At 38.6% G+C, this 21,419-nt stretch carries 24 protein-coding genes, 1 tRNA gene and 1 other annotated feature; of the genes, 21 read left to right on the forward strand and 4 right to left on the reverse strand.

The window, feature by feature from the left end:
* Nucleotides 1-11: 11 nt before the first annotated feature.
* A complete protein-coding gene (locus tag IGJ00_RS04105) occupies nt 12-1,844 on the reverse strand; it encodes a hypothetical protein (RefSeq protein ID WP_438844143.1) in 1,833 nt (610 codons plus the stop codon).
* A 201-nt stretch (nt 1,845-2,045) separates the two neighbouring features.
* On the opposite strand from IGJ00_RS04105, the gene IGJ00_RS04110 reads away from it, so the two are divergent.
* The 3 genes from IGJ00_RS04110 to IGJ00_RS04120 all read left to right on the forward strand — a co-directional run bounded on the left by IGJ00_RS04110 (nt 2,046) and on the right by IGJ00_RS04120 (nt 3,746).
* Nucleotides 2,046-2,573: a signal peptidase I gene (locus IGJ00_RS04110; RefSeq protein WP_023519280.1), complete on the forward strand. Its 528-nt coding sequence runs from the start codon at nt 2,046-2,048 to the stop codon at nt 2,571-2,573.
* Between the two features lie 82 nt (nt 2,574-2,655).
* Nucleotides 2,656-3,339: an O-methyltransferase gene (locus IGJ00_RS04115; protein ID WP_010736023.1), complete on the forward strand. Its 684-nt coding sequence runs from the start codon at nt 2,656-2,658 to the stop codon at nt 3,337-3,339.
* A gap of 333 nt (nt 3,340-3,672) precedes the next feature.
* Nucleotides 3,673-3,746: transfer RNA gene (locus IGJ00_RS04120), tRNA-Arg, on the forward strand.
* A gap of 116 nt (nt 3,747-3,862) precedes the next feature.
* Here IGJ00_RS04120 and IGJ00_RS04125 read toward each other — a convergent pair.
* The gene (locus IGJ00_RS04125) at nt 3,863-4,552 is read right to left on the reverse strand and encodes a CPBP family glutamic-type intramembrane protease (protein WP_065096690.1); all 690 of its coding nucleotides are present in this window, start codon (nt 4,550-4,552) and stop codon (nt 3,863-3,865) included.
* Between the two features lie 373 nt (nt 4,553-4,925).
* On the opposite strand from IGJ00_RS04125, the gene IGJ00_RS04130 reads away from it, so the two are divergent.
* Nucleotides 4,926-5,276, forward strand: a complete 351-nt coding sequence (locus IGJ00_RS04130; protein WP_065096689.1) for a hypothetical protein — start codon at nt 4,926-4,928, stop codon at nt 5,274-5,276.
* A 71-nt stretch (nt 5,277-5,347) separates the two neighbouring features.
* Here IGJ00_RS04130 and IGJ00_RS04135 read toward each other — a convergent pair whose 3' ends face one another.
* Nucleotides 5,348-5,884, reverse strand: a complete 537-nt coding sequence (locus IGJ00_RS04135) for a TetR/AcrR family transcriptional regulator (RefSeq protein WP_065096688.1) — start codon at nt 5,882-5,884, stop codon at nt 5,348-5,350.
* A gap of 146 nt (nt 5,885-6,030) precedes the next feature.
* On the opposite strand from IGJ00_RS04135, the gene IGJ00_RS04140 reads away from it, so the two are divergent.
* The 4 genes from IGJ00_RS04140 to IGJ00_RS04155 all read left to right on the forward strand — a co-directional run bounded on the left by IGJ00_RS04140 (nt 6,031) and on the right by IGJ00_RS04155 (nt 9,426).
* On the forward strand, nt 6,031-6,636 hold the full coding sequence (locus IGJ00_RS04140) for a GNAT family N-acetyltransferase (protein WP_438844144.1): 606 nt from the start codon (nt 6,031-6,033) through the stop codon (nt 6,634-6,636).
* A 215-nt stretch (nt 6,637-6,851) separates the two neighbouring features.
* A complete protein-coding gene (locus IGJ00_RS04145) occupies nt 6,852-7,211 on the forward strand; it encodes a DUF1304 domain-containing protein (protein WP_071866976.1) in 360 nt (119 codons plus the stop codon).
* Nucleotides 7,212-7,334: 123 nt separating this feature from the next.
* Complete coding sequence (locus tag IGJ00_RS04150) at nt 7,335-8,969, forward strand: SulP family inorganic anion transporter (protein WP_086334415.1); 1,635 nt, start codon at nt 7,335-7,337, stop codon at nt 8,967-8,969.
* Between the two features lie 82 nt (nt 8,970-9,051).
* Nucleotides 9,052-9,426: a MerR family transcriptional regulator gene (locus IGJ00_RS04155; protein WP_010736015.1), complete on the forward strand. Its 375-nt coding sequence runs from the start codon at nt 9,052-9,054 to the stop codon at nt 9,424-9,426.
* A 70-nt stretch (nt 9,427-9,496) separates the two neighbouring features.
* Here IGJ00_RS04155 and IGJ00_RS04160 read toward each other — a convergent pair whose 3' ends face one another.
* A complete protein-coding gene (locus IGJ00_RS04160; RefSeq protein ID WP_071866973.1) occupies nt 9,497-10,141 on the reverse strand; it encodes a uracil-DNA glycosylase in 645 nt (214 codons plus the stop codon).
* A 127-nt stretch (nt 10,142-10,268) separates the two neighbouring features.
* Nucleotides 10,269-10,348, forward strand: a sequence feature (ribosomal protein L21 leader region).
* Nucleotides 10,349-10,368: 20 nt separating this feature from the next.
* Between IGJ00_RS04160 and rplU the strand changes: the two genes are divergently transcribed.
* The 13 genes from rplU (at nt 10,369) to nusB (ending at nt 21,396) form a co-directional block, all read left to right on the forward strand.
* Nucleotides 10,369-10,677 (forward strand): 50S ribosomal protein L21, encoded by a 309-nt coding sequence (gene rplU / locus IGJ00_RS04165; protein ID WP_019723824.1) that lies wholly within the window; start codon nt 10,369-10,371, stop codon nt 10,675-10,677.
* A gap of 28 nt (nt 10,678-10,705) precedes the next feature.
* Nucleotides 10,706-11,050: a ribosomal-processing cysteine protease Prp gene (locus IGJ00_RS04170; RefSeq protein WP_010736012.1), complete on the forward strand. Its 345-nt coding sequence runs from the start codon at nt 10,706-10,708 to the stop codon at nt 11,048-11,050.
* Between the two features lie 12 nt (nt 11,051-11,062).
* The gene (gene rpmA, locus IGJ00_RS04175; RefSeq protein ID WP_010736011.1) at nt 11,063-11,356 is read left to right on the forward strand and encodes a 50S ribosomal protein L27; all 294 of its coding nucleotides are present in this window, start codon (nt 11,063-11,065) and stop codon (nt 11,354-11,356) included.
* Nucleotides 11,357-11,733: 377 nt separating this feature from the next.
* Nucleotides 11,734-14,589 (forward strand): sigma-54-dependent transcriptional regulator, encoded by a 2,856-nt coding sequence (locus IGJ00_RS04180; protein WP_071865917.1) that lies wholly within the window; start codon nt 11,734-11,736, stop codon nt 14,587-14,589.
* A 163-nt stretch (nt 14,590-14,752) separates the two neighbouring features.
* Entirely contained in the window at nt 14,753-15,244 is a 492-nt protein-coding gene (locus tag IGJ00_RS04185; protein WP_066026051.1) for a mannose/fructose/sorbose PTS transporter subunit IIB, read from the forward strand.
* 100 nt (nt 15,245-15,344) lie between these two features.
* Complete coding sequence (locus tag IGJ00_RS04190) at nt 15,345-16,316, forward strand: mannose/fructose/sorbose PTS transporter subunit IIA (protein ID WP_071865918.1); 972 nt, start codon at nt 15,345-15,347, stop codon at nt 16,314-16,316.
* A gap of 32 nt (nt 16,317-16,348) precedes the next feature.
* On the forward strand, nt 16,349-17,155 hold the full coding sequence (locus IGJ00_RS04195; protein ID WP_071865919.1) for a PTS mannose/fructose/sorbose transporter subunit IIC: 807 nt from the start codon (nt 16,349-16,351) through the stop codon (nt 17,153-17,155).
* A 16-nt stretch (nt 17,156-17,171) separates the two neighbouring features.
* Nucleotides 17,172-18,086 (forward strand): PTS system mannose/fructose/sorbose family transporter subunit IID, encoded by a 915-nt coding sequence (locus IGJ00_RS04200; RefSeq protein ID WP_019724014.1) that lies wholly within the window; start codon nt 17,172-17,174, stop codon nt 18,084-18,086.
* Between the two features lie 315 nt (nt 18,087-18,401).
* The gene (locus IGJ00_RS04205; RefSeq protein ID WP_071865920.1) at nt 18,402-18,776 is read left to right on the forward strand and encodes a DUF956 family protein; all 375 of its coding nucleotides are present in this window, start codon (nt 18,402-18,404) and stop codon (nt 18,774-18,776) included.
* Between the two features lie 77 nt (nt 18,777-18,853).
* Nucleotides 18,854-19,099, forward strand: coding sequence for a GlsB/YeaQ/YmgE family stress response membrane protein (locus IGJ00_RS04210; protein ID WP_010736004.1), 246 nt, complete (start codon nt 18,854-18,856; stop codon nt 19,097-19,099).
* A 152-nt stretch (nt 19,100-19,251) separates the two neighbouring features.
* A complete protein-coding gene (locus IGJ00_RS04215) occupies nt 19,252-20,316 on the forward strand; it encodes a M24 family metallopeptidase (protein ID WP_142432944.1) in 1,065 nt (354 codons plus the stop codon).
* Between the two features lie 212 nt (nt 20,317-20,528).
* A complete protein-coding gene (locus tag IGJ00_RS04220; protein ID WP_010736002.1) occupies nt 20,529-20,954 on the forward strand; it encodes an Asp23/Gls24 family envelope stress response protein in 426 nt (141 codons plus the stop codon).
* The gene (gene nusB / locus IGJ00_RS04225) at nt 20,947-21,396 is read left to right on the forward strand and encodes a transcription antitermination factor NusB (RefSeq protein WP_010736001.1); all 450 of its coding nucleotides are present in this window, start codon (nt 20,947-20,949) and stop codon (nt 21,394-21,396) included. The genes IGJ00_RS04220 and nusB overlap by 8 nt, the downstream gene beginning before the upstream one ends.
* Nucleotides 21,397-21,419: the final 23 nt, after the last annotated feature.

Genomic DNA, 21,419 nt, shown 5'->3' on the forward strand with positions numbered 1-21,419 from the left:
AAGGTCTTTATTTAGCCAGGAGATATATTGATTTTTAAGCGATCGACCCACTTATCTTTTTCTTGGACCAAGGTGCTGCTGTATTTGTCGAGCGTGGTCTGGATCATCATCAAGTCATACTGTTCCTGTCGTATCAATTCTTCTGTCACATGTTTGGAAAAAATATTTTTCTCATAGTGTGTACTGTGCTCACAGTGGATCTGGATGTGAGAATTGATTTCTTGGATCGATAAATAGATTTCTCGATGCAAAGGATTTTCAATGGCTTGTGTTTCGCGAAACGAATGCTCTAAAATATGGATGAGTAATTGTGTGAAATCTTCATCATGGATCGGTAAAGAAGCTGGGATGTGGGTGTGAAAATCAACCTTGATATTCTTTTTAGCAGCGACTTCTTGATATCTAGCCAAAATCAAATTTGTTAGTTGGTGACCTGTCGGAAAAAGAGACAAATCCAATCGTCTTGTTTCGTCTACGATGCGTTTTAAGTAAGTTTTCACTTCGGCTTGTTCATTTGTATCAATCAATTGACTCAGTTCTTCCATTTGTACAACAAAGTTATTTTTTGCTTGATCGATTTGTTGGATCTGTGCTTGGATTTTTGCATAATGTGTTTCGATCAGATCTGTTTTAGTTTGTAAGAAAAGACGTTCTTTATGATAACTATCGATTTTCATGATATTCTCCATGATATTGTACCCGACAATAACAATCAGGAGAATCGCAAATAAGAGCGTGGACCAGTTGATGATCGAATGCCCAATCCCTAAGGCAGTTTGAATATAAAACATACAATGAAAGATAGCGATCAAAACGATCCAAGGACTACATACAGTGAAAAAACGATTTTGTTTATATGCTTCACCGATACTTGCTATAGAAGTAACTAGAGTGCTTACAACACTAACAACACTAGCAAAGGGCATCAATTCAGGTAATTCAAAATCTGAAAATAATGCATAAAGTAAGATGTTGGCAAAAACAAATGTTTGGAAATAGCAGAAATAACCATACCATTTCTGATAGTTTGTCATTTTGGACTGATAGTAAAAAATAATCAGTATAGAAGTCAAGATTGCAAATAAGTGTGAAAAAATCGAATGTACGATTGGTTCAAAAAGAACACCGCTCAAGATATCTTCCGAAATCGATTCAAATCCAAGCACGAAAGAAAATAGGCTCAAAATCAATAATGAACGATCTAATCTATTATGCCTGTAGAGAATATAGCTAGTCCAGATCAACAATCCGATGGCGATAACGAAAGCCAAGATCATCGCGATGACTTGTGGGATCGATTGTGAAAAAATGAAGCTGATCATTGGACTGGTGGTCCCCAAATAAACTTTGGGTGTTAGACCAGCATAATTTTGATAAGGCGAGGAAACAACGATTTTCAACGTCTTGCCTACATAGGGCTCTGGTAGATCGATGATCGATAAAGACAATCCAGGATTGTTTCGTGCGCTTTCTTTGGAGCGACTGTAGAGTAGCGTGTCATCTAATGAGACACTTAACCATTGATGATTGCCTTTGATCAAGAGATTGGCATCCGCCAATTCTTTATGTAGAGTAGTTTCCATTATAAATGGTTCATTCTTGTCGATGGACGGCATGTAGTCGATATGGTTACTGTCGAACTGAAAATAAGGATCGTGCTCGGAATAATAGACCCATGAATCATCAATCTGAGACATTTGTTTATTGTCGATTGGCGTGAAGAGGTAATGAAAAAAATAAGCGATACTTATTATAAATAACGATGCAAATATAATAAGTACGCTCCATTTGATTTTCATAGAGAATGGTATAATTTTATTAAGTCTGTTATTAAAAAGAACCATAGACAAATCTCCTTTAATCAATTATCTAATTCCAGAGTAAACTTTTTTCATTTAACAGTCAATTTTTAGCTATTTTTATCGTTTTTTTTGTTTGCTTGTTTATTTTTTTATAGAGAATCCTCAAACTGAGTATTAATATTGTCAAAAAAATTTCGTTATTATATTATAGATTTAATAAAATGTTTTTTAAGGAGGTTCAATGTGCCTATCTATAAAAAAATAACTTTTTTCAGTTCGATTTCGTTAGTGGTTCTTTTAGCAATCATTTTGTGTGTCGTGCTACTCCCTCGAGTATTTGGGCTGACACCGCATATCATTGATGATCAAGCGATGGCATCGTCTTATGCAGAAGGAAGTCTGATCTATGTACAGAAAAGAAAGACAGATACGATTTTAGTTGGAGATGTGATCACCTACTATGAAAATTCAGGTAAACATATCGTGACAAGAAGGGTCGTTGCTATTGAAGATCAACACCAGTATTTTTACACGAAAGCTGATGGAAAAACGCAAATCGAAGTTGAAGCAGTACGAGATCGTAATATTATTGGCACGCCTATATTCAAGATCCCGTACATAGGGTTATTGTTCTCACGGCATGCGTTCAATTGGATGAAATGGGTATTCCTAGGAATCGCTGTGTGCTTGTCCTCCATTACAGCTTGGCATACCTACCTTGAGCTGAAACAACGTCGAGAGAAAGAAACTGATTTTTTTTCTGACATGTAATAATCATATTTTTATTTACCAGCTTCTCCCTCTTGTCGAAAGATAGGTTTCTTCGTATAATGTTTGGAAGAGGAGGGGAAGTATGCGTAATGAAATGATGCATCGTCCCGTTGTAAAAGAAGAGTTATTGGATTTTATGCGGACAAAACAAAAACAGTTAACTGGAGAATTGGGGAAAGTTGAAGAGGAAGCACATGCGGCGGAAGTGCCGATCATTCCTCATGAGACGGTCGTCTTTTTGCAGTTTTTATTAGGACAGATCAAACCAAAAGAAGTGCTTGAAATTGGAGCTGCGATTGGTTTTTCCTCTAGTTTGATGGCACAAGTCATTGGAAAAGAAGGTCATGTGACGACGATCGATCGCTTTGACGTGATGATCAGAAAAGCGAAAGCAACGTATGAGCGTTTAGAGATGACGGATCGAGTGACATTATTAGAAGGCCAAGCGGCTGATATTTTGCCAACATTGACAGGTCCGTATGACTTTATATTTATGGATAGTGCAAAATCAAAATATATCGAATTCTTGCCTGAATGCCTTCGTGTATTGAAAAAAGGCGGCGTCTTGATGGTTGATGATATTTTTCAAGGAGGGACGATTCTTCTGTCAGATGAAGAGATCCCAAGAGGAAAACGAGCGATCCATCGTAAATTGAATGAATTTCTACGCGTGGTCATGGAACATCCGGATTTGACCTCTACGTTGTTACCTTTGGGTGATGGTGTGATTTTGATCACGAAAGAGGCAGAAACAATCGACTTATAATTGCCAGATTTTTTAGTAAAGATTCAAAAGAATGCTAGCTAAGCTAAGCGAGTAGCTAAGTCAATTTCATTGATAGCAAGGCAGAAGTTGAAAGTAGGAAATCTATCCAATCAAGTTCTGCCTTACTATGTTGAACGAAACAGACTTTCATGTTCTATGTTAAAATGACAAGTCGATCGTAGCAAAAAATTATAATATGAAAATCGTGGCTGTATTTTTATAGTAAAATCTGTAAGAAAAAAGTACGATAAAAATTTTTGTTTCATAAAATAACTATTTTGTATTGACATAAGCTTTCAATTTATCTATAATTATTTTTGTTCCGCTAAAGCTGTCATAGTAGCTCAGCTGGATAGAGCATCCGCCTTCTAAGCGGACGGTCGGGGGTTCGAATCCCTCCTGTGACGTAAAAAACCGTTAGAAACTTTTGTTTCTAGCGGTTTTTTTGTCTCTTGTGCTAAATAAGATTGATTCATCGCTGAGCGTTGAGGGTGTTAACTTGATCGGATAAACAATCGATGGTTCAAATTCCAAAAAGTAAAATGATAAAAAGTAAAATCAAATCATATAAGATATGCGCAAGCATAGGGATCAATAAGTTTTGTGTTTTTAACCAGGCATAGAGAGAAGGGGCATGAGCCAAACCAATAACAAAAATACATTGATAGAGATTTCCATCGTATACGGCATAATGGCTGAGACCAAAAACCAATAGATAAATCGTACTAGCGCCCCAAATAGAAAATTTAGTACGCATAAATGTAGAAAGTAAAAGAAAGATCAAAACAAAAATCGCAGCAATATAAAGTTCTTCTCCAATCAGGCTCACGCTAAGCTGTGATAAATATAGAATTATTCCACCAACGTTTAACCCTTCGTACCAGTTATCTCCACCAGCATTTGCGGCCATGGTTTGATTCAGCAGTTTTCCAGTCAAGATAAAAATATCTGAAAGTAGTGAACCAAGGATAAGGATAAAAGCAATCCAACGCCAATCTCTCTTATTGAGTTTTTTGAATAAAGTGTTTGTGTTGTTCCAACCAATCAGTATGATTAAAGCAAGCGCTCCCCCTATAGGTAAAAAGGTCCAATCTAACCTACCTGAGAAGATCGGATAAGATGTCATCATTCCCCAATCAGCAAAAATTAAAATAATGAGTGCTAAGAGTGACCGCCACAGATTGAATTTGACAGTTTTAAACATTGCGAACATTAAATAACTCCTCCTATAAATAAAATCAACAAAGGGCGATTGTAACATTGAGATGGAATATCGAGAAATAATTTGCTGTCATTTTTAGCGTTTGATTAGAGACATCATAAGTAGATAAAAATGGAATGAATACGAGTACTCAGTAAATTAGCCTTTTTTGACAATAGAATAATTTGCTTATCAAAAGGAAAAAAAGATCTTTTTAATCATTACCTATTTTTTTTGAAGTTTTTTCATTTGGATCAATATAGGGAAAGTAGATATCTATGATAAAATAAAGTAACAACATCAACTGGACGATTAATAAGGACTGATGTTCCTTAGATCGAAAATCGAATGGGTGTATTTCAAGAGAGGATAAAGGGGAGCGCTTATGTTAATCACCAAAAAATGGATGGATCGTTTAACAAGTCCGTATCGAACATCAGGAATGCTTCGCTGTTTAGCGGAATCTCAGAGTTTGGACAGTATCAGTAGTAAAGTGATTTTATTGATCGATGAGACCAAAGTGACGATTTTATTTTTGAATTTTTTTCAAACGAAGGTTATTGATCATCTCACGTATGAACGCACAGCGATCGAAGAGGAACAAGTAACATTAGGTGGCGGTTTATCAGTTATCTGGCGTTTTTCCACTGGCAGTAAACATTGGCGGTTTCGAATCATCAAAAAAATCATCCCTTTAGGTGATGAACAAAGAGAATTTTTGATGCAACTCGAGTAAGGATATCACTTACGAAAAAAAGAAGAACACTAGCAACGATATTGTCGTTGCATAGTCGTTCTTCTTTTTTATTAAAACCGTGTGATGATGTCATCTAAAATAGCAATCAATTCTTCTTTCTCCACGTTTAGATTTCCATTGATCCACTCAGTCAGGACACTGGTAGTGCCGGAAATAGAAAAAAGAACCTCTACTTTAATTTTGATATCTTTCATATCTAATTGTTCTTCGTCCATGATTCTTTTTATCAGGATCTGCGTAAGTTGGACAGAGAGTTCATCATCCATGAAATCATTGAAGAAAAAGTGAAAAACAGCTTTGTTCTCATCTACATGATTGACTAAAGTATGGACGAATCGGCGAAAGTCATATTGCTCTTTGTTGGGGTAAGTTTGATCGAAGATATCTGTCAGTGTACAAATCGATTCTTCAATGATTTTTGAACGCAAATCATAGATATCCTCATAGTGAGTATAAAACGTCCCTCTCCCGATATCTGCTTGTTGTGAAAGCTCCGCAATCGTGATTTTATTGATGGGTTTTTCTTTCGTTAAATCTAAAAAGGCTTGTTTGATTGCGTACTTCGTTCTTTTGCTTCGACGATCCATTTGTATCTCCTTTTTTAGACAGTATCTTTCTAAGTGTTCATTATTGGACAGATGTTGAATCATTGCCTATAGGAAGTCACTTTTTAAGTAATTATAATAAAGTTACGTAAAGAAAGAAAGTTTTGTTTCAAAAGGAGTAGATGGATATGGAAAAATTAACGATTCGTTCAATTGATAGAAAAGACTTAAACAAAGCAAGTGAATTTGCAGCACAAGGGATGAATTTTTCGAGCTATACAGAAAATCCTATTGCACTTTATCTCTATCGTCAGTATGCATTTACAGGCGCATTGATGAAATCAACCGTCACATTAGGTGCGTATCTAGACGGTCAATTTGTCGGCTTTCTTTTTGCTCGCTTCGATGGGGAAACGAAAGTATCTGTTTCATGGGGAAGACGCCTGTTTATCAACGTAGTGGAAAAATTGATGGGATTGACCGGCTATCAAGATGCAATAGGTATTTATGATCAAGCCAATCAAACAATGTATCATGAATTTGCATCTAATCATCCAGAAGGCGAAGTCACTTATTTTGCCGTTGATCCCACATTGAAAGGTAAGCGGATTGGCTCACGCTTGTTAGAAGAAATAGAGAAACGTTATAAAAATAAGCGAATATTTCTCTATACAGACTCTAACTGCAACTACCAATTTTACTTAAAAAAAGGATTCACCATTTTTGGTCGCCAACCAATCGATCTAGGTGGAGGAGAATCAATGACCTGTTACTTACTAAGCACCACCTTATGATCGAAAACTCTAGTGATTAGACGACGTATAACGTTGACTCAGTGATGAGTCGGCGTTTATTTGTATTTTTATACGCTTGATTTGTAAGAGTAAGTTGCAGAAAAAAAACAACAGTTCCTTTATAATCAAAGAGAGATCGTTTTCGTTTGGTCAATCACAGCAATGATCCAGCTAAAAAAACGATCAATCACCGGTTTTAGAAAGGAAGAAAATAGATGACATTATTATCTCAAATTTTAGTTACACTTGTTGCCTTGGAATTTCTTTATATCATGTATATTGAAACTTTTGCGACGGAATCTGCCACAACTAGTCGAGTATTCAACATGCCGAAGGAAGAATTACAACGTCAGTCAGTACAGACTTTATTTAAGAATCAGGGGATCTATAATGGTTTACTTGGTGTGGCATTGGTGTACGGCGCTTATTTTTCAAATGCACCAAAAGAAATCACGGGGCTATTGCTGATCTATATTTTGCTTGTAGCTGCTTATGGTAGCTTGACTAGTGATCGCTTGATCATCGTCAAACAAGGTGGGTTAGCAGCGATTGCACTCATTACGTTATTCTTTTAGGATATAATGGAAAAACAGCTGAAAAAATTATGAAAGTTTGTGAAAAAACTTACTTTAATCAACAAAATATGCTATCCTGTAACGTGCATTTCATCAATTTTTTATGAAAATGGGGTAGTAGTGTTGTTAAAGAATTATATTGGTTTATTGAAAAAAGAATTTTCTGGTTATAATCTTTCGGTATTTCAAAAAGATTTATTGGCAGGTATTACAGTCGCGGCGGTTGCTTTACCACTCGCTTTAGCCTTCGGTGTTTCAAGTGGGGCAGATGCAGCTGCTGGTCTGATCACTGCTGTAATTGCTGGTCTAGTCATTGGTGGTTTATCTGGTGGGTTCTATCAGATTTCTGGTCCCACTGGCGCGATGGCAGCAATTTTGATGTCGATTGCCGCAAAACAAGGAATGCAAGGTGTCTTGCTGGCTACTTTTTTGGCTGGAGTTCTTTTATTTGCTGCGGGTGTCTTGCGATTAGGAACGCTGACTTCATTTATCCCTGCACCTGTCATCACAGGGTTTACCTCTGGTATTGCAATCATTATTGCTTTAGGTCAGATCGATAATTTATTCGGTGTTCATTCAGAAGGGGCCAATGTGATGGAAAAATTGGCTAGTTATCAAAACTTAGGCTTTGAAATTTCTTTGCCAACGATTTTAATGGGAAGTTTGGTCATTATTGGGATGCTGATCTATCCTAAAAAATGGGGGCAAAAGATACCAAGCTCATTGTTGGCAATCATCCTCACAACTACGTTGATGATGATCGTTGATTGGCCAATTGCGACCGTAGGGGAAATTCCCCAAACATTGATCAGTAGTAACCGTTTGGTACTTGGTGATTTTAGTTTGTCAGCGATCCAAACAGTGATTGTACCAGCAATCAGTATTGCACTGTTAGGTATGATCGAAAGTTTGTTGTGTGGTGCCTCGGCAGGCCGAATGGCGAATCGTCAGTTAGATAGTAATCAAGAGTTAGTAGCACAAGGAATTGGTAATCTACTGTTACCATTTTTTGGTGGGATTCCAGCTACAGCAGCCATTGCTCGAACGAGTGTCGCAATCAAATCCGGTGCTCAAACCAGAGTAGCTGGAATGATCCATGCAATCGTATTGTTTCTATCCATGCTTATTTTTGCACCAATCATGTCGAACATTCCGATGCCAGCATTAGCAGGCGTATTGATCGTCACTGCTTGGCGTATGAATGAATGGGAAACAATCAAAGAACTATTCGCTAAAAGATACTGGTCAGCGCTTCTTCTATTTTTCTTGACGATGGGGTGTACAGTGATTTTTGATCTTAGTATTGCGATCGTTATAGGAATTATCAGTGGGTGTGTATTTTTTATTGTTAAGAGTGCAGCCATCACGATTTCAGTAGAGGAAATCGACTGGCAGCGAATGAGTTTGCCGGAAACGAAAAAGTTGGATAATTGGGCAGTTGTTTATATCAGTGGTCCTTTATTCTTCATGTCCGCCGAACGATTGAAAGCGACGTTAACAGAATTAGCAGATAAAGAAGGAATCATTTTTTCAATGCGCGGGGTGCCAAGTATTGATTTGACGGCGCAAAGTTTATTTGAAGAATTTCAAGAAAAAGCTGCTATAAAAGAACAAACGATTATTTACACCTCGTTACAACCAGAAGTGGAAAAGCAATTGCAACATCTTTGGGAAAAACAAAAGACAGAACAACATCTTACGGTGGCTCATGCGCTGGCCTCTTTACACAAACAAACTATGTTAGATAGTGAAATATAGTCAGTTGGTTCGCTAAAAAAATTGTGACTGCCGCCTGTTCTAAGGTAAAATAAGTTTATAGACGTTTGGGAGGTAGGAATGGATGAACATCAAACAAGTGAGTGAAGAAAAAGGAATCTCTGCGGATACGTTACGCTACTATGAACGAATCGGTTTGATCCCACCGGTGAACCGAACAAACGGAGGTATCCGGGATTATACTGAAGAAGACTTACGTTGGGTCGATTTCACCTTATGTATGCGTAGTGCGGGGTTATCGATCGAATCTTTGACTGAATATATTCGTTTATATAGCGCCGGTGATGAAACAATCCTTGCTCGTAGGGATCTTCTTATGGAAGAAAGTGAACAATTGGCAAAAAAAATTGCAGAGATGCAAGCTTGTCAGGAACGTCTCCAAAAGAAAATCGCGCGTTATAACCAAGATTTGGTCAAAGGAGATCCAATCTTAGCTTGATCTAGTCGCTAAAACCTAGAACCAACCAATCGATCATGATTTGTGAGACTGGTTGGTTCTTTTGCTGTCTTTACTTTTTTTCAGCAAGTATTTTTCCAAGTTTTTGCCAATCTTCTAAAATCGTTTCTGTCAGCGTTCGATTATAAAAAATGGCCGCTGGGTGGAAGAGTGGAAGAACACGATACTGTTTAGTGGAAAATTGATAAGCATCATGCGGTGGATTTAACTCTAAGACTGGTCCGGTATATAGTTTCCCGTGATTTTTTGAAATTGTATAGCCATTACCTAATAAACGTTGCAGCCCAATATTGCCTAGCGTGGCAATCAAAGAGGGCTGTATATGTTGTAGTTCGTAATCTAAGATTGGTGCATGAGCAAAAACTTCCGTTTTACTTGGCGTTCGATTCGGATAAACGATCTCTGATTTTTTTGTCCGTCCATTGATGCGTTGGACGATTCGATAAGGACGGCTTCTGACAGCGCTAGTAATATACACTTCATCCCGAGATAACCCGACTGATTTTAGTGCGTTCATCAACTCTTTGCCAGCTTGGCCGCTAAATGGAATGTGATTCTCAATTTCTGTTTTACCTGGGGCTTCGCCAACTAACATCAATTTGGGTCGGATAGGACCTTGTCCAGCGACAAATCCTTCCACACGATGTCCTTGAATACGCCGAGTTGCTTCGTCAATCAAATGTTTTGGGTAATCCATAGTATCAACTCCTATTCTCATCCATTATAGAAAGAAATCGTTCAATTGACGAATGATTGGCAAAATAAAAAAGTTGTTGACTAATATAGTAGGATTTGTTATTCTAGTAATGTTGTAATTGTGGTCTCCACAGCTACAACCGCACAGAATGAGTTTGATTAAGTACAGGACACCCTGTCACTCTGGATGGCGAGTCTAAGTATGAAAATAAGGAGGTGCTTTAAAGCATGTACGCAATTATTAAAACAGGTGGTAAGCAAGTAAAAGTTGAAGTTGGACAAACAATCTACATCGAAAAACTTGACGTTGAAGCAGGCGAAAAGGTTGTATTTGACGAAGTTATTTTAGTAGGTGGCGAAACTACGAAAGTAGGTGCTCCAACCGTTTCTGGTGCAACAGTTGAAGGTACAGTTGAAAAACACGGCAAACAAAAGAAAGTCGTTACTTTCAAATACAAACCTAAAAAACACTCACACCGTAAACAAGGTCACCGTCAACCATACACAAAAGTGGTTATCGACGCGATCAACGCTTAATCTGCGTTTGAGAAAGAAGGCCTAAACAATGATCAAAGGGACATTTAAACGAAATGACGCTGGTCAAATCGTTTCATTTACTTTGACTGGGCACGCTGATGCCGGTCCTTACGGAAGTGATATCGTTTGTGCAGGTGTTTCTGCCTTAGCGATCAGCACTGTCAATGGGATTTCATCATTAGCTGGTTTTGAACCGATTGTTGACATGAATGAAGAAGAAGGCGGCTATTTGTACGTCGAAGTAATTTCACGATTGACACAAGAGCAAAACAATATTGCGGAAATCTTATTGGAGAATCTCCTATTAGGTTTACAATCGATCGAAGCTGAAAACCCAGAATATATCCAAACAAAAACAATTAATGATAAATAGGAGGTGCAGACCATGTTGTTAACAATGAATCTACAATTATTCGCCCACAAAAAAGGTGGCGGTTCTACATCTAACGGCCGTGACTCAGAATCAAAACGTCTAGGTGCAAAACGTGCTGACGGACAAACAGTTACAGGTGGATCAATTCTTTACCGCCAACGCGGAACAAAAATTTATCCAGGTGTGAACGTAGGTATTGGTGGAGATGACACTTTATTTGCTAAAGTTGACGGTGTTGTTCGTTTCGAACGTAAAGGCCGCGACAAAAAACAAGTGTCTGTTTATCCAGTAGCTCAAGAAGCTTAATGAACAGTTGGCTCTATTCCTTGCCTAGCGAGGGATAGAGTTTTTTCATTTTTTCTGAATCACTAATGATTTCCGGCTCAAACAGAGTCAGGCTTTTTTGCGTTGGGAGAATGACTGGCTGTAAAAATAGTTGGTTTACTATTTTCGCTAGTTCTAACTGGAAAAGATATCCCGCAAAGTAAAAAAGAGATAATCGTTTTCTGTTATCTGAAAAAATAGTACACGTTTAGACTTGTCTAAATTGCTTAATAAATAAACAACAAATGTTCTTTTTTGTTTTGAGCGTGTCTTGTTTTCTTTTTGATATAAATAGTTGACGAATAGTGATTAAATCAATAGTATTAGGTTTTAAGGACAAGAGAAGAGGGGCGAAAATATTGGCAAAACGAATTGACCGAATTTATACGTATGTCAAAGAAAAGACCGCTCATTTATCTATAGAAGAAAATGATCAAGGTGTAACGACCCAAGAGATTGCGGAAGTTTTGGGTATCCAGCGTACTAATAGCAGTAAAGATCTCAACAAATTGGTGCGTGAAGGAAAGTTGAAGAAAACCGATGGTCGTCCGGTTCGGTATGTCTATCAAGAAAGTCCAATCATTGAAAAGCCATTATCCAAATACGTACCTAGTTATAAAGAAGAATTGACTCACGTGAAAAAACCGAGTCTTCAAGTAGATACGAAAGATATTTTTGCCAAAATCATTGGAGCGAATGGTAGTATGAAAAACTCAGTGGAACAAGCAAAAGCCGCCATTTTGTATCCTCCCAGAGGGTTGAACTGTTTGATCACTGGACCGACTGGTTCTGGAAAGACTTATTTTGCTCATGCGATGTTTCATTTTGCTAAAACCAACCATGTGGTGGAAGAAGATACAGAGTTGATCGTCTTTAACTGTGCGGACTATGCTAATAACCCTGAATTACTGATGAGTCATCTTTTCGGGTATGTCAAAGGTGCGTTTACAGGTGCGGAAGAAGAGAAAATGGGAATCATTGATCAAGCGGACGGCGGGATGCTTTTCTTGGATGAAATTCATCGACTCCCACCTGAAGGACAAGAAATGATTTTTTATTTTATGGACCATGGTACCTATAGCCGATTGGGTGAAACAACGAAATCTCATGAAGCGAATGTTCGGATCGTCGGTGCAACGACTGAAGATCCAGGTTCGGCACTACTTGAGACATTTGTGCGCCGTATTCCGATCAATATCAAGTTACCTGCTTTTGATCGACGTCCAGCGAATGAAAAAATCGATTTAGTCAAGATCATGATTGCTCACGAAGCGAATCGTACGCAAAGAAAAATTTCTTTAACAGAAGATGTTGTGAAAGCGCTAATAGGCAGTGTTACTTATGGAAACATTGGACAGTTGAAGTCGAATATCCAATTGGTATGTGCGCGAGGATTTCTAAACCATATGAACAAACCTGAAATATCGATTACGATCGATGATTTAACTGAAGGGATTCGTAGTGGGTTGATTCAACTAGCAAGTAATCGAAAAGAGATGGCAGAGTTATCCAAGATACTTGATCCTAAAATCACCGTTTTTCCGAACGATGATGTGATGCAGTTACAGGCAGACTCTTATGAGTTGCCTTATAATCTTTACGACATTATTGGTGATAAAGCTGCTTTGCTCAAGTCAGATGGCTTGGACCAAGAAGCAATCAATCATTTTATCTCAACAGATATCAATATCCATTTAAAGTCATTCTATAAAGATCACGGTTTTTCATTTAATGCAGATAATAAGTTGGCGGAATTTGTCGATCCTAAAATCATTGAAGTAACGAATCAGATTTATCTCATGGTGAAGCAATCTTTGCCATACGAGTTTCAACAAAATTTTATTTATGCGATGAGTCTGCATATCAGTTCTTTTCTAAAACGAATCCATTTAGGAGAAGAACGGCATACGAATGATAATATCCGAGAAATGGCCATTGATTTTCCTGAGGAATACGCACTGGCGAAAGAAGTACGGCAACATATCGAAATGTATTTCCAAGTGGAGATCCCAGAAAGTGAAGATTACTATTTGACTGTATTGCTTGTTTCATTACGAGCCAATCAAGCAAGTGGTCGAATCGGGGTCGTTGTGGCTGCACATGGCAATAGTACCGCAAGCAGTATGGTCCAAGTGGTTCAACAGTTGCTAGATGCGGATAACGTCCGGGCGGTGGATATGCCACTAGACATGGACCCGAAAACTGCTTTAAGTCGGATTGAGCGGAGTGTGCAAGAAGTAGATGAGGGAAGTGGTACGATTCTTCTGGTGGACATGGGTTCGCTCGCGTCTTTCAATGCTCAGATACAGCAAGATACGGGTATCCCTGTCCGAACAGTCGATATGGTCACGACTTCTTTAGTTTTAGAAACAGTACGTAAAGTGTCGGTGCTGGGAACAGATCTTGACTTGCTTTATGAATCCTTGAAGAATTTCCGAGGGTATGCTGAAGTCTCAAGTGGAAATGTTGCAGAAGCGGACGACAAGCAACGAAAAGCCGTAGTGGCCATCTGTGCCTCAGGAGAGGGAACAGCACAGCGAATCAAATCGTTGATCGAGCGTGCAGTCAGTAAAAGACAAGAAGCTCAATTGGAAGTGATTGCTTTGTCTATCGTCGATTTGAAAACTAAGCTACCAAAGATCCAAAAAAATTACCAAATCATTGCGACGACTGGGATCACGGACCCGCATATCGATGCACCATTCATTCCTTTGGAAAGATTTATTGATCAAAACATTGAGGTGATTTTAGATCAATTACTGTTAGAGTCAGAGTTAGATGAAACCGAAGATGTTTTATTAAATGAAGAAACAGCCAAAAGTACATGTGTGTCATTTATCGCAGATAATTTTACATTTATCAATGGAGAAAAGTTAATCGATCCTCTATGGAAATTTGCAGATGGGTTAATGGATTCAGCAAGCATTGATGTAAAAGAATACGGATTTATGATCAACCTTGTTCTACATGCGGCGGGAATGATTGAACGTGTCATCTTAAATGAACCGCTCTCTTTAGAAAATCAAGATAATCGTTCGATTAAAAACGATCCGCTCTATGTTAAAATTGTTAAGCCACTAAATGATTTAGAAGAAAAGATCAAAGTCAAGTTTCCGTTAGAAGAAGTGTATTATCTATTGAAAATGATCACTAACCATTTAGAGAAAAAAGAATACACTAATGAAGATATACACAAAAACGATACACTAAAATAGTGTGTCGTTTTTGTGTATTGTATAAGAAACCATTAAATAAAGCAGTGTATCTTTTAAAAATTGGCACGGTTCTTGCTTTTAATAAAGTGTGCTTAACGGAAATTCTTCCGACAGAAGTGGGGAGATGTTTTGAGTAGTGATTTAATAAAAAGGAGATTTACGAATGGATATTCGATTAGCACGTATAGATGATCGTTTGATCCATGGGCAAGTTGCAACTGTCTGGTCTAAATTGACTGGCGTTGAACGTATCATCGTCATAAGTGACGTAGTAGCGAAAGACAAGTTAAGAAAGTTTCTTTTAAAAGAAGCTGCTCCACCAGGGATCATGGCAAATGTCATCACTGTTGAAAAGATGATCCAGATCTTTGAGAGTGGACTCTTAGCGCGAACGAAAGTGATGCTTTTATTTACTAATCCTAAAGACGTTGAGAAAATTGTCCGAAGTGGTGTCCGAATTGATTCTCTAAATATCGGGGGAATGAGTTTTTCTGAAGGGAAGACCATGATCACAAATTTTGTGTCCGTCGATCAACGAGATATCGAAGCCTTTCATTTTTTGGATGGTCAAGGTGTGGAGTTGGAGATTCGGAAGGTGCCTGCTGATCGGAAAATCTTTTTAATGGAATTACTGACCAAAGCCAAGAAAGCATAAAATTGTTGTTGCGTAACGGTCAAATGTATCTGTTGTCAAAGGCAAGCACTTATTTTTATTTTTGATTTTGTTACAACAAAAAGAAGTAGGAGGTATAAATATGGTAGGGATTATCCTAGCAAGTCATGGGCAATTTGCTGAAGGAATCTTACAGTCGGGTTCAATGATCTTTGGCGAACAAGAAAACGTCAAAGCTGTTGTTTTACAACCGAGTGAAGGTCCAGATGACTTGAGAGCCAAATTAGAAGAAGCAGTCGCTTCCTTCGATAACCAAGACGAAGTCTTATTCTTAGTTGATTTATGGGGCGGAACACCGTTCAATCAATCAAACACATTATTTGAAGAACACAAAGATAAGTGGGCAATCGTAAGTGGTTTGAACTTGCCTATGCTGATTGAAGCATATGCTTCACGTTTTTCAATGGAATCAGCACATGAAATTGCTGCTCATATCATTGAAACAGCAAAAGAAGGCGTGAAAGTCAAACCGGAAGAATTAGAACCAGTAGTAGAAACAAAAGCTGCGGCACAAGAAGCTGCACCTTCAGGAACACCTGGTAAGTTCACTTATGTTTTAGCACGTATTGATTCACGTTTGTTGCATGGACAAGTAGCAACTGCTTGGACAAAAACAACAAATCCAACACGGATCATCGTTGTATCTGATGCTGTAGCAAAAGATGAGTTACGCAAAAAATTGATTCAACAAGCTGCGCCTCCTGGTGTAAAAGCACACGTTGTACCAGTTGAACAAATGATCAAACTTGCAAAAGATGATCAACATTTTGGCGGTCAACGCGCATTGCTATTGTTTGAAAATCCTCAAGATGTCGTACGTGCAGTTGAAGGTGGCGTACCATTAGAAACAGTGAACGTCGGATCAATGGCGCATTCTCCAGGTAAAGTACAACCAAATAAAGTACTTGCTTTCAGTCAAGACGATATTGATTCATTCAATAAATTGAAAGAATCTGGCGTGAAATTCGATGTACGTAAAGTACCGAATGACTCTAAAGGAAATATGGATGAAATTTTGAAAAAAGCGCAAGATGAATTAAAAAATCGTGCTTAATTAATTATCAGAAAAAATGGAGGATTACTATCATGGATTTAAATATTATTCAAGTGATCTTAGTCATCATCGTTGCATTTTTAGCTGGTATGGAAGGAATTCTTGATGAATTTCAATTCCATCAACCAGTTGTTGCATGTACGTTGATCGGCTTAGTAACTGGAAATCTAGTTCCTTGTCTTATCTTGGGTGGTACATTACAAATGATCGCTTTAGGTTGGGCAAATATCGGTGCCGCTGTCGCTCCCGATGCTGCATTGGCATCTGTTGCATCTGCAATTATTTTAGTTTTAGGTGGTCAAGGTTCAGCCGGCGTTTCTTCAGCAATCGCGATTGCTGTGCCACTTGCTGTTGCTGGTTTATTATTAACAATCATTTGTCGTACGATTGCGACAGCGTTTGTTCATTTGATGGATGCTGCTGCAAAAGATGGTAACTTTAGAAAAGTTGAATTATGGCATATCGTTGCTATCTGTATGCAAGGTGTTCGTATTGCGATCCCTGCTGGTTTGATCTTAGCAATCGGTGAAGGTCCAGTAAGAAGCTTACTTGAATCTATGCCTGTTTGGTTGACAGACGGTTTAGCTATCGGTGGTGGAATGGTCGTTGCTGTAGGTTACGCGATGGTTATCAACATGATGGCTACAAAAGAAGTATGGCCATTCTTTGCAATCGGTTTTGTATTGGCAACTGTATCAGAAATCACTCTTATCGGTCTAGGCGCAATCGGTATTGCTTTAGCTCTTATTTACTTGGCACTTTCTAAACAAGGTGGTTCAGGTAACGGCGGAAGCTCAAATACTGGTGACCCACTAGGCGATATCATCGATAACTATTAAAGGAGGCGTTCACGAAATGGCAGAAGAAAGAATTCAATTATCTAAAAAAGATCGTATTTCTGTTTGGTTGCGTTCGACTTTCCTTCAAGGATCATGGAACTACGAACGTATGCAAAATGGTGGTTGGGCATTCTCAATGATCCCAGCGATCAAAAAATTATATAAAACAAAAGAAGACCGTGCGGCTGCGTTGACTCGTCATTTAGAGTTCTTCAACACTCACCCATATGTTGCTTCACCAATTCTAGGGGTGACTCTTGCACTGGAAGAAGAACGTGCAAATGGCGCACCTGTTGATGACGTTGCGATTCAAGGGGTTAAGGTTGGTATGATGGGACCTTTAGCTGGTATCGGTGATCCAGTCTTCTGGTTTACAGTAAGACCGATCCTTGGAGCTCTAGCTGCTTCTCTAGCGATGGCTGGAAATATCTTAGGCCCAATCATTTATTTCGTCGCTTGGAATATCATCCGTATGGCATTTATGTGGTACACACAAGAATTCGGCTATAAAGCGGGTTCTAAAATCACAGAAGATTTATCTGGTGGTTTGTTGCAAGACATTACTAAAGGTGCTTCTATCTTAGGTATGTTCATCTTAGGTTCATTAGTTAACCGTTGGGTATCAATTGGCTTTGCGCCAGTAGTATCAAGCGTTAAACTTGACGAAGGTGCTTACATTGATTGGAGTAGTTTACCTGCAGGTGCGGAAGGTATCAAGAGTGCGTTGGAACAACAAGCAGCTGGACTTTCTCTATCTGACTACAAAGTAACAACATTACAAGACAACTTAGATAGCTTGATCCCTGGATTAGCTGCGTTGTTACTAACATTGTTCTGTATGTGGTTACTGAAGAAAAAAGTTTCACCAATCGTTATCATTCTTGGATTATTCGTAGTGGGTATTGTTTTCCACTTGATCGGATTAATGTAATCTAAGGCAATAAAAGACTAAATAAGCTGTGACAGAAATCGATCATTGATTTTTGTTGCAGCTTTTTTCATAGAATGCGACGAGACTTTACTTCATCTCTCTTCTGATCAAATGGTGGACGATTGTGGAGAACCGTTTGTTAGAGGTAGTATCTATGCTCGAAAAGGCATACTATTTATGATAAGATGTCTTTGATATAGAAGTAAAAAACGCGAAATTAAGAGTAAGGCTAAACTGAACGAATAGCCAAATCATTGAAACGGTACGACTTTTGATTACCGTAACTTTAGATTGATTAGAAATGGAGTGCTTGAAATGGTACAATCGCTGAACACAAAAGTTGACTTAACGATGAATGCGACATCTTATCTAGGTGTGGCAGAATATGGGAAGATCATGATTGGTGACAAAGGTTTTGAATTTTATAATGATCGTGATGCGCGGAAATTCGTCCAGATTCCATGGGAAGAGGTGGATGTCGTGATTGCCTCGGTGATGTTCAAAGGAAAATGGATTCCACGTTTTGCGATTCGCACAAAGAAAAACGGAACCTATTCATTTTCTGCAAAACATCCCAAGGAAGTTTTGCGAGCAATCCGTAAGTATGTTGACCCAAGTCACATGGTTCGCTCTTTAAGTTTGATCGACGTAGTCAAGCGAGGCGTAATCGGTATTTTCAAGCGTAAATGATTTGTAGCTAGCCCTCATCGTTTGCTTGCTATTTATTTCTTATGATAAAATTAAAGAGTAAAGAGGGAGGTTATACGATGAGTTGGTTATGGACATTGATTGTTGGTGCAATCATTGGAGCGATTGCTGGAGCAATCACAAGTAAAGGAAATTCAATGGGATGCATCACAAATATTATTGCTGGTTTGATTGGTTCAACGATCGGTCAAGCGATTTTTGGAAACTGGGGACCAAGCGCTGCTGGTATGGCACTTATTCCATCTATTTTAGGGGCAGTGATCTTAGTTGCAGTTGTCTCATTTTTCTTTGGTAAAAGATCTTAGAAATGAAAGTCTAAAGCGTTTTGACTTGGGTGGAAAGCTCAAGCCAAAACGCTTTGTTCGTTTCTATTGAAGGAATTTATCTTTCCTATGCCTTTAAAAAAGAAAGTTTGCTATAATGATAAAAAGAGTGCAAAGAAAGAAGGAATTTACACATGATGTTACGAGTAGAAAAGTTACGCAAAAAAATGCGAGAAGCGAATCTAGATTCATTTTTAGTGACAAGTCCTTACAATCTCCGCTATTTGACTAATTTTACAGGAACCACTGGGTTAGCGGTCATCACATTAGAGAAAGCCTTCTTTATTACGGACTTCCGTTATACAGAACAAGCAGCTGCGCAAGCGCAAGGTTTTGAGATCATCAAAAATGTTGCACCAATTTTTGAGGAAGTCGCTGATTTGACTCGAAAAGAAGGATTGAAGAATCTAGCGTTTGAAGAACGCACAGTTTCATTTTTAGAGTATTCAGTATTGGAAGAATTACTTGATGCAGAGTTGATCCCAGTTTCTGATATGATCGAAGAATTGCGTGAAGTAAAAGATGCGGACGAACTAGCGGTTATTGAAAAAGCTTGTAGCATCGCTGATATGGCTTATGAACATATCCTTAAAATGATCCAACCAGGGATGACAGAGATCGAGGTCGCGAATCAATTAGATTTCTATATGCGTTCACTAGGTGCATCAGGTGTGTCTTTTGAAACCATCGTGGCAAGTGGTGTTCGTTCAGCAATGCCACACGGAGTGGCTAGCCAAAAGATCATTGAACAAGGGGATTTGATCACGATCGATTTTGGTTGCTACTATGAAGGATACGTTTCTGACATGACACGTACGTTTGCAATCGGCGATCCAGGAGAACAATTGAAAGAAATCTATCAAATCGTTTTAGATGCCCAATTGGCAGTTCTAGAAGCGGCTAAACCTGGAGTGACAGGTATCCAACTTGATGCAGTAGCAAGAGACTACATCAGCAAATACGGTTATGGGGAAGCATTTGGCCACTCCACTGGCCATGGTATCGGCTTAGAGATCCATGAAGGTCCTAATGTATCTGCGCGAGCAGAGAAACCATTTGTTGTGGGTAATGTCATTACGGATGAACCGGGAATCTACTTACCAGGAATCGGTGGTGTCCGGATCGAAGATGACTTATTGATCACTGCTGAAGGAAACCGGGTATTGACTCACTCACCAAAAGAATTGATTATTTTGTGATAATCAGCGTTTTTCAATAAATGTAAATGTCGAAACTCAGACTTTGTTATAGAAAATGGGCTCATTTAATGATACACTATAAGAGAAATCAAGCGATTGTAAACGGCGCGTTTTTTCACGCATGACTGATTTACAGGCGACAGTTTTCCTAGGTACATGACATCGCTTTTGAAGTGAAAGATGTACGTAGGCAAAAGGAGGAATAAATAAAAATGGCAGACGAAAAAAACTTAGTCTTACATGCTAATCAAGATTTAGGAGAAATCGTGATTGCACCAGAAGTGATCGAAGTCATTATCGGTATTGCAGCTTCTAAAGTCGAAGGGGTCTACGGAATGCGTGGGACTTTTGCTAGCAATGTCACAGAATTGCTAGGTCGCGCAGCGCATGGTAAAGGTGTATATTTAGTCAATGACGAAGAAGGTTTGAAAGTTGACTTATATTGTTATTTAGAATATGGCGTATCAGTACCAAAAGTAGCGATGGAAATGCAGGATCGTGTTCACCAAGAAGTACTGTTCATGACCGACATTGCATTAGCTGAAGTCAATATCCATGTCGTAGCAGTTGTACCAGAAAAATTGGAACAACCAGCAATCGATGAACTTTTTGAGGACGAAGAGGAAGAAAATGAATAAAGAGTTATCAAGACACGAGATCCGCGAGATGGCATTACAGGCATTGTTCCCATTAGATTTTAACACTGATCTGACAAAAGAAGATGCAATTTTCAATGCGATCGAGTTGGACCATCAAGAGATGATCAATGAAGAGCAATCAGAATTTGTTCCAGTATATCTAGACACACTAGTTGGTGGCGTCTGTGCAAAAAAAGCATCGTTAGACACGATCATCGAAAAGCATTTAAAGAATAATTGGCGGATCAACCGCATTTCCAAAATGGATCTGATTATTTTAAGAATCGCGATTTTCGAAATGATGTACGTGGATGACGTGCCTGCAACTGTTGCATTGAATGAAGCAATCGAGTTAGCTAAAACATTCAGTGACGACCGTTCACGTAAATTTGTAAATGGTATGTTATCGAATGTGTTAAAAGAATTAGAAGCTGGGGCGTAAGTCCTAGCTTTTTTCTATGATAG

It is taken from the genome of Enterococcus sp. AZ062 (assembly GCF_051715065.1).
GTDB classification, from domain to species: Bacteria; Bacillota; Bacilli; order Lactobacillales; family Enterococcaceae; genus Enterococcus_B; species Enterococcus_B mundtii.

What these genes read in the sequence shown, in the direction of transcription:
- IGJ00_RS04105 (WP_438844143.1), bottom strand. Translation starts at nt 1,844, where the DNA reads ATGGTTCTTTTTAATAACAGACTTAATAAAATTATACCATTCTCTATG.
- IGJ00_RS04115 (WP_010736023.1), top strand. Translation starts at nt 2,656, where the DNA reads ATGCGTAATGAAATGATGCATCGTCCCGTTGTAAAAGAAGAGTTATTG.
- IGJ00_RS04125 (WP_065096690.1), bottom strand. Translation starts at nt 4,552, where the DNA reads ATGTTCGCAATGTTTAAAACTGTCAAATTCAATCTGTGGCGGTCACTC.
- IGJ00_RS04130 (WP_065096689.1), top strand. Translation starts at nt 4,926, where the DNA reads ATGTTAATCACCAAAAAATGGATGGATCGTTTAACAAGTCCGTATCGA.
- IGJ00_RS04135 (WP_065096688.1), bottom strand. Translation starts at nt 5,884, where the DNA reads ATGGATCGTCGAAGCAAAAGAACGAAGTACGCAATCAAACAAGCCTTT.
- IGJ00_RS04140 (WP_438844144.1), top strand. Translation starts at nt 6,031, where the DNA reads ATGGAAAAATTAACGATTCGTTCAATTGATAGAAAAGACTTAAACAAA.
- IGJ00_RS04145 (WP_071866976.1), top strand. Translation starts at nt 6,852, where the DNA reads ATGACATTATTATCTCAAATTTTAGTTACACTTGTTGCCTTGGAATTT.
- IGJ00_RS04155 (WP_010736015.1), top strand. Translation starts at nt 9,052, where the DNA reads ATGAACATCAAACAAGTGAGTGAAGAAAAAGGAATCTCTGCGGATACG.
- IGJ00_RS04160 (WP_071866973.1), bottom strand. Translation starts at nt 10,141, where the DNA reads ATGGATTACCCAAAACATTTGATTGACGAAGCAACTCGGCGTATTCAA.
- rplU (WP_019723824.1), top strand. Translation starts at nt 10,369, where the DNA reads ATGTACGCAATTATTAAAACAGGTGGTAAGCAAGTAAAAGTTGAAGTT.
- IGJ00_RS04170 (WP_010736012.1), top strand. Translation starts at nt 10,706, where the DNA reads ATGATCAAAGGGACATTTAAACGAAATGACGCTGGTCAAATCGTTTCA.
- rpmA (WP_010736011.1), top strand. Translation starts at nt 11,063, where the DNA reads ATGTTGTTAACAATGAATCTACAATTATTCGCCCACAAAAAAGGTGGC.
- IGJ00_RS04185 (WP_066026051.1), top strand. Translation starts at nt 14,753, where the DNA reads ATGGATATTCGATTAGCACGTATAGATGATCGTTTGATCCATGGGCAA.
- IGJ00_RS04190 (WP_071865918.1), top strand. Translation starts at nt 15,345, where the DNA reads ATGGTAGGGATTATCCTAGCAAGTCATGGGCAATTTGCTGAAGGAATC.
- IGJ00_RS04195 (WP_071865919.1), top strand. Translation starts at nt 16,349, where the DNA reads ATGGATTTAAATATTATTCAAGTGATCTTAGTCATCATCGTTGCATTT.
- IGJ00_RS04200 (WP_019724014.1), top strand. Translation starts at nt 17,172, where the DNA reads ATGGCAGAAGAAAGAATTCAATTATCTAAAAAAGATCGTATTTCTGTT.
- IGJ00_RS04205 (WP_071865920.1), top strand. Translation starts at nt 18,402, where the DNA reads ATGGTACAATCGCTGAACACAAAAGTTGACTTAACGATGAATGCGACA.
- IGJ00_RS04210 (WP_010736004.1), top strand. Translation starts at nt 18,854, where the DNA reads ATGAGTTGGTTATGGACATTGATTGTTGGTGCAATCATTGGAGCGATT.
- IGJ00_RS04215 (WP_142432944.1), top strand. Translation starts at nt 19,252, where the DNA reads ATGATGTTACGAGTAGAAAAGTTACGCAAAAAAATGCGAGAAGCGAAT.
- IGJ00_RS04220 (WP_010736002.1), top strand. Translation starts at nt 20,529, where the DNA reads ATGGCAGACGAAAAAAACTTAGTCTTACATGCTAATCAAGATTTAGGA.
- nusB (WP_010736001.1), top strand. Translation starts at nt 20,947, where the DNA reads ATGAATAAAGAGTTATCAAGACACGAGATCCGCGAGATGGCATTACAG.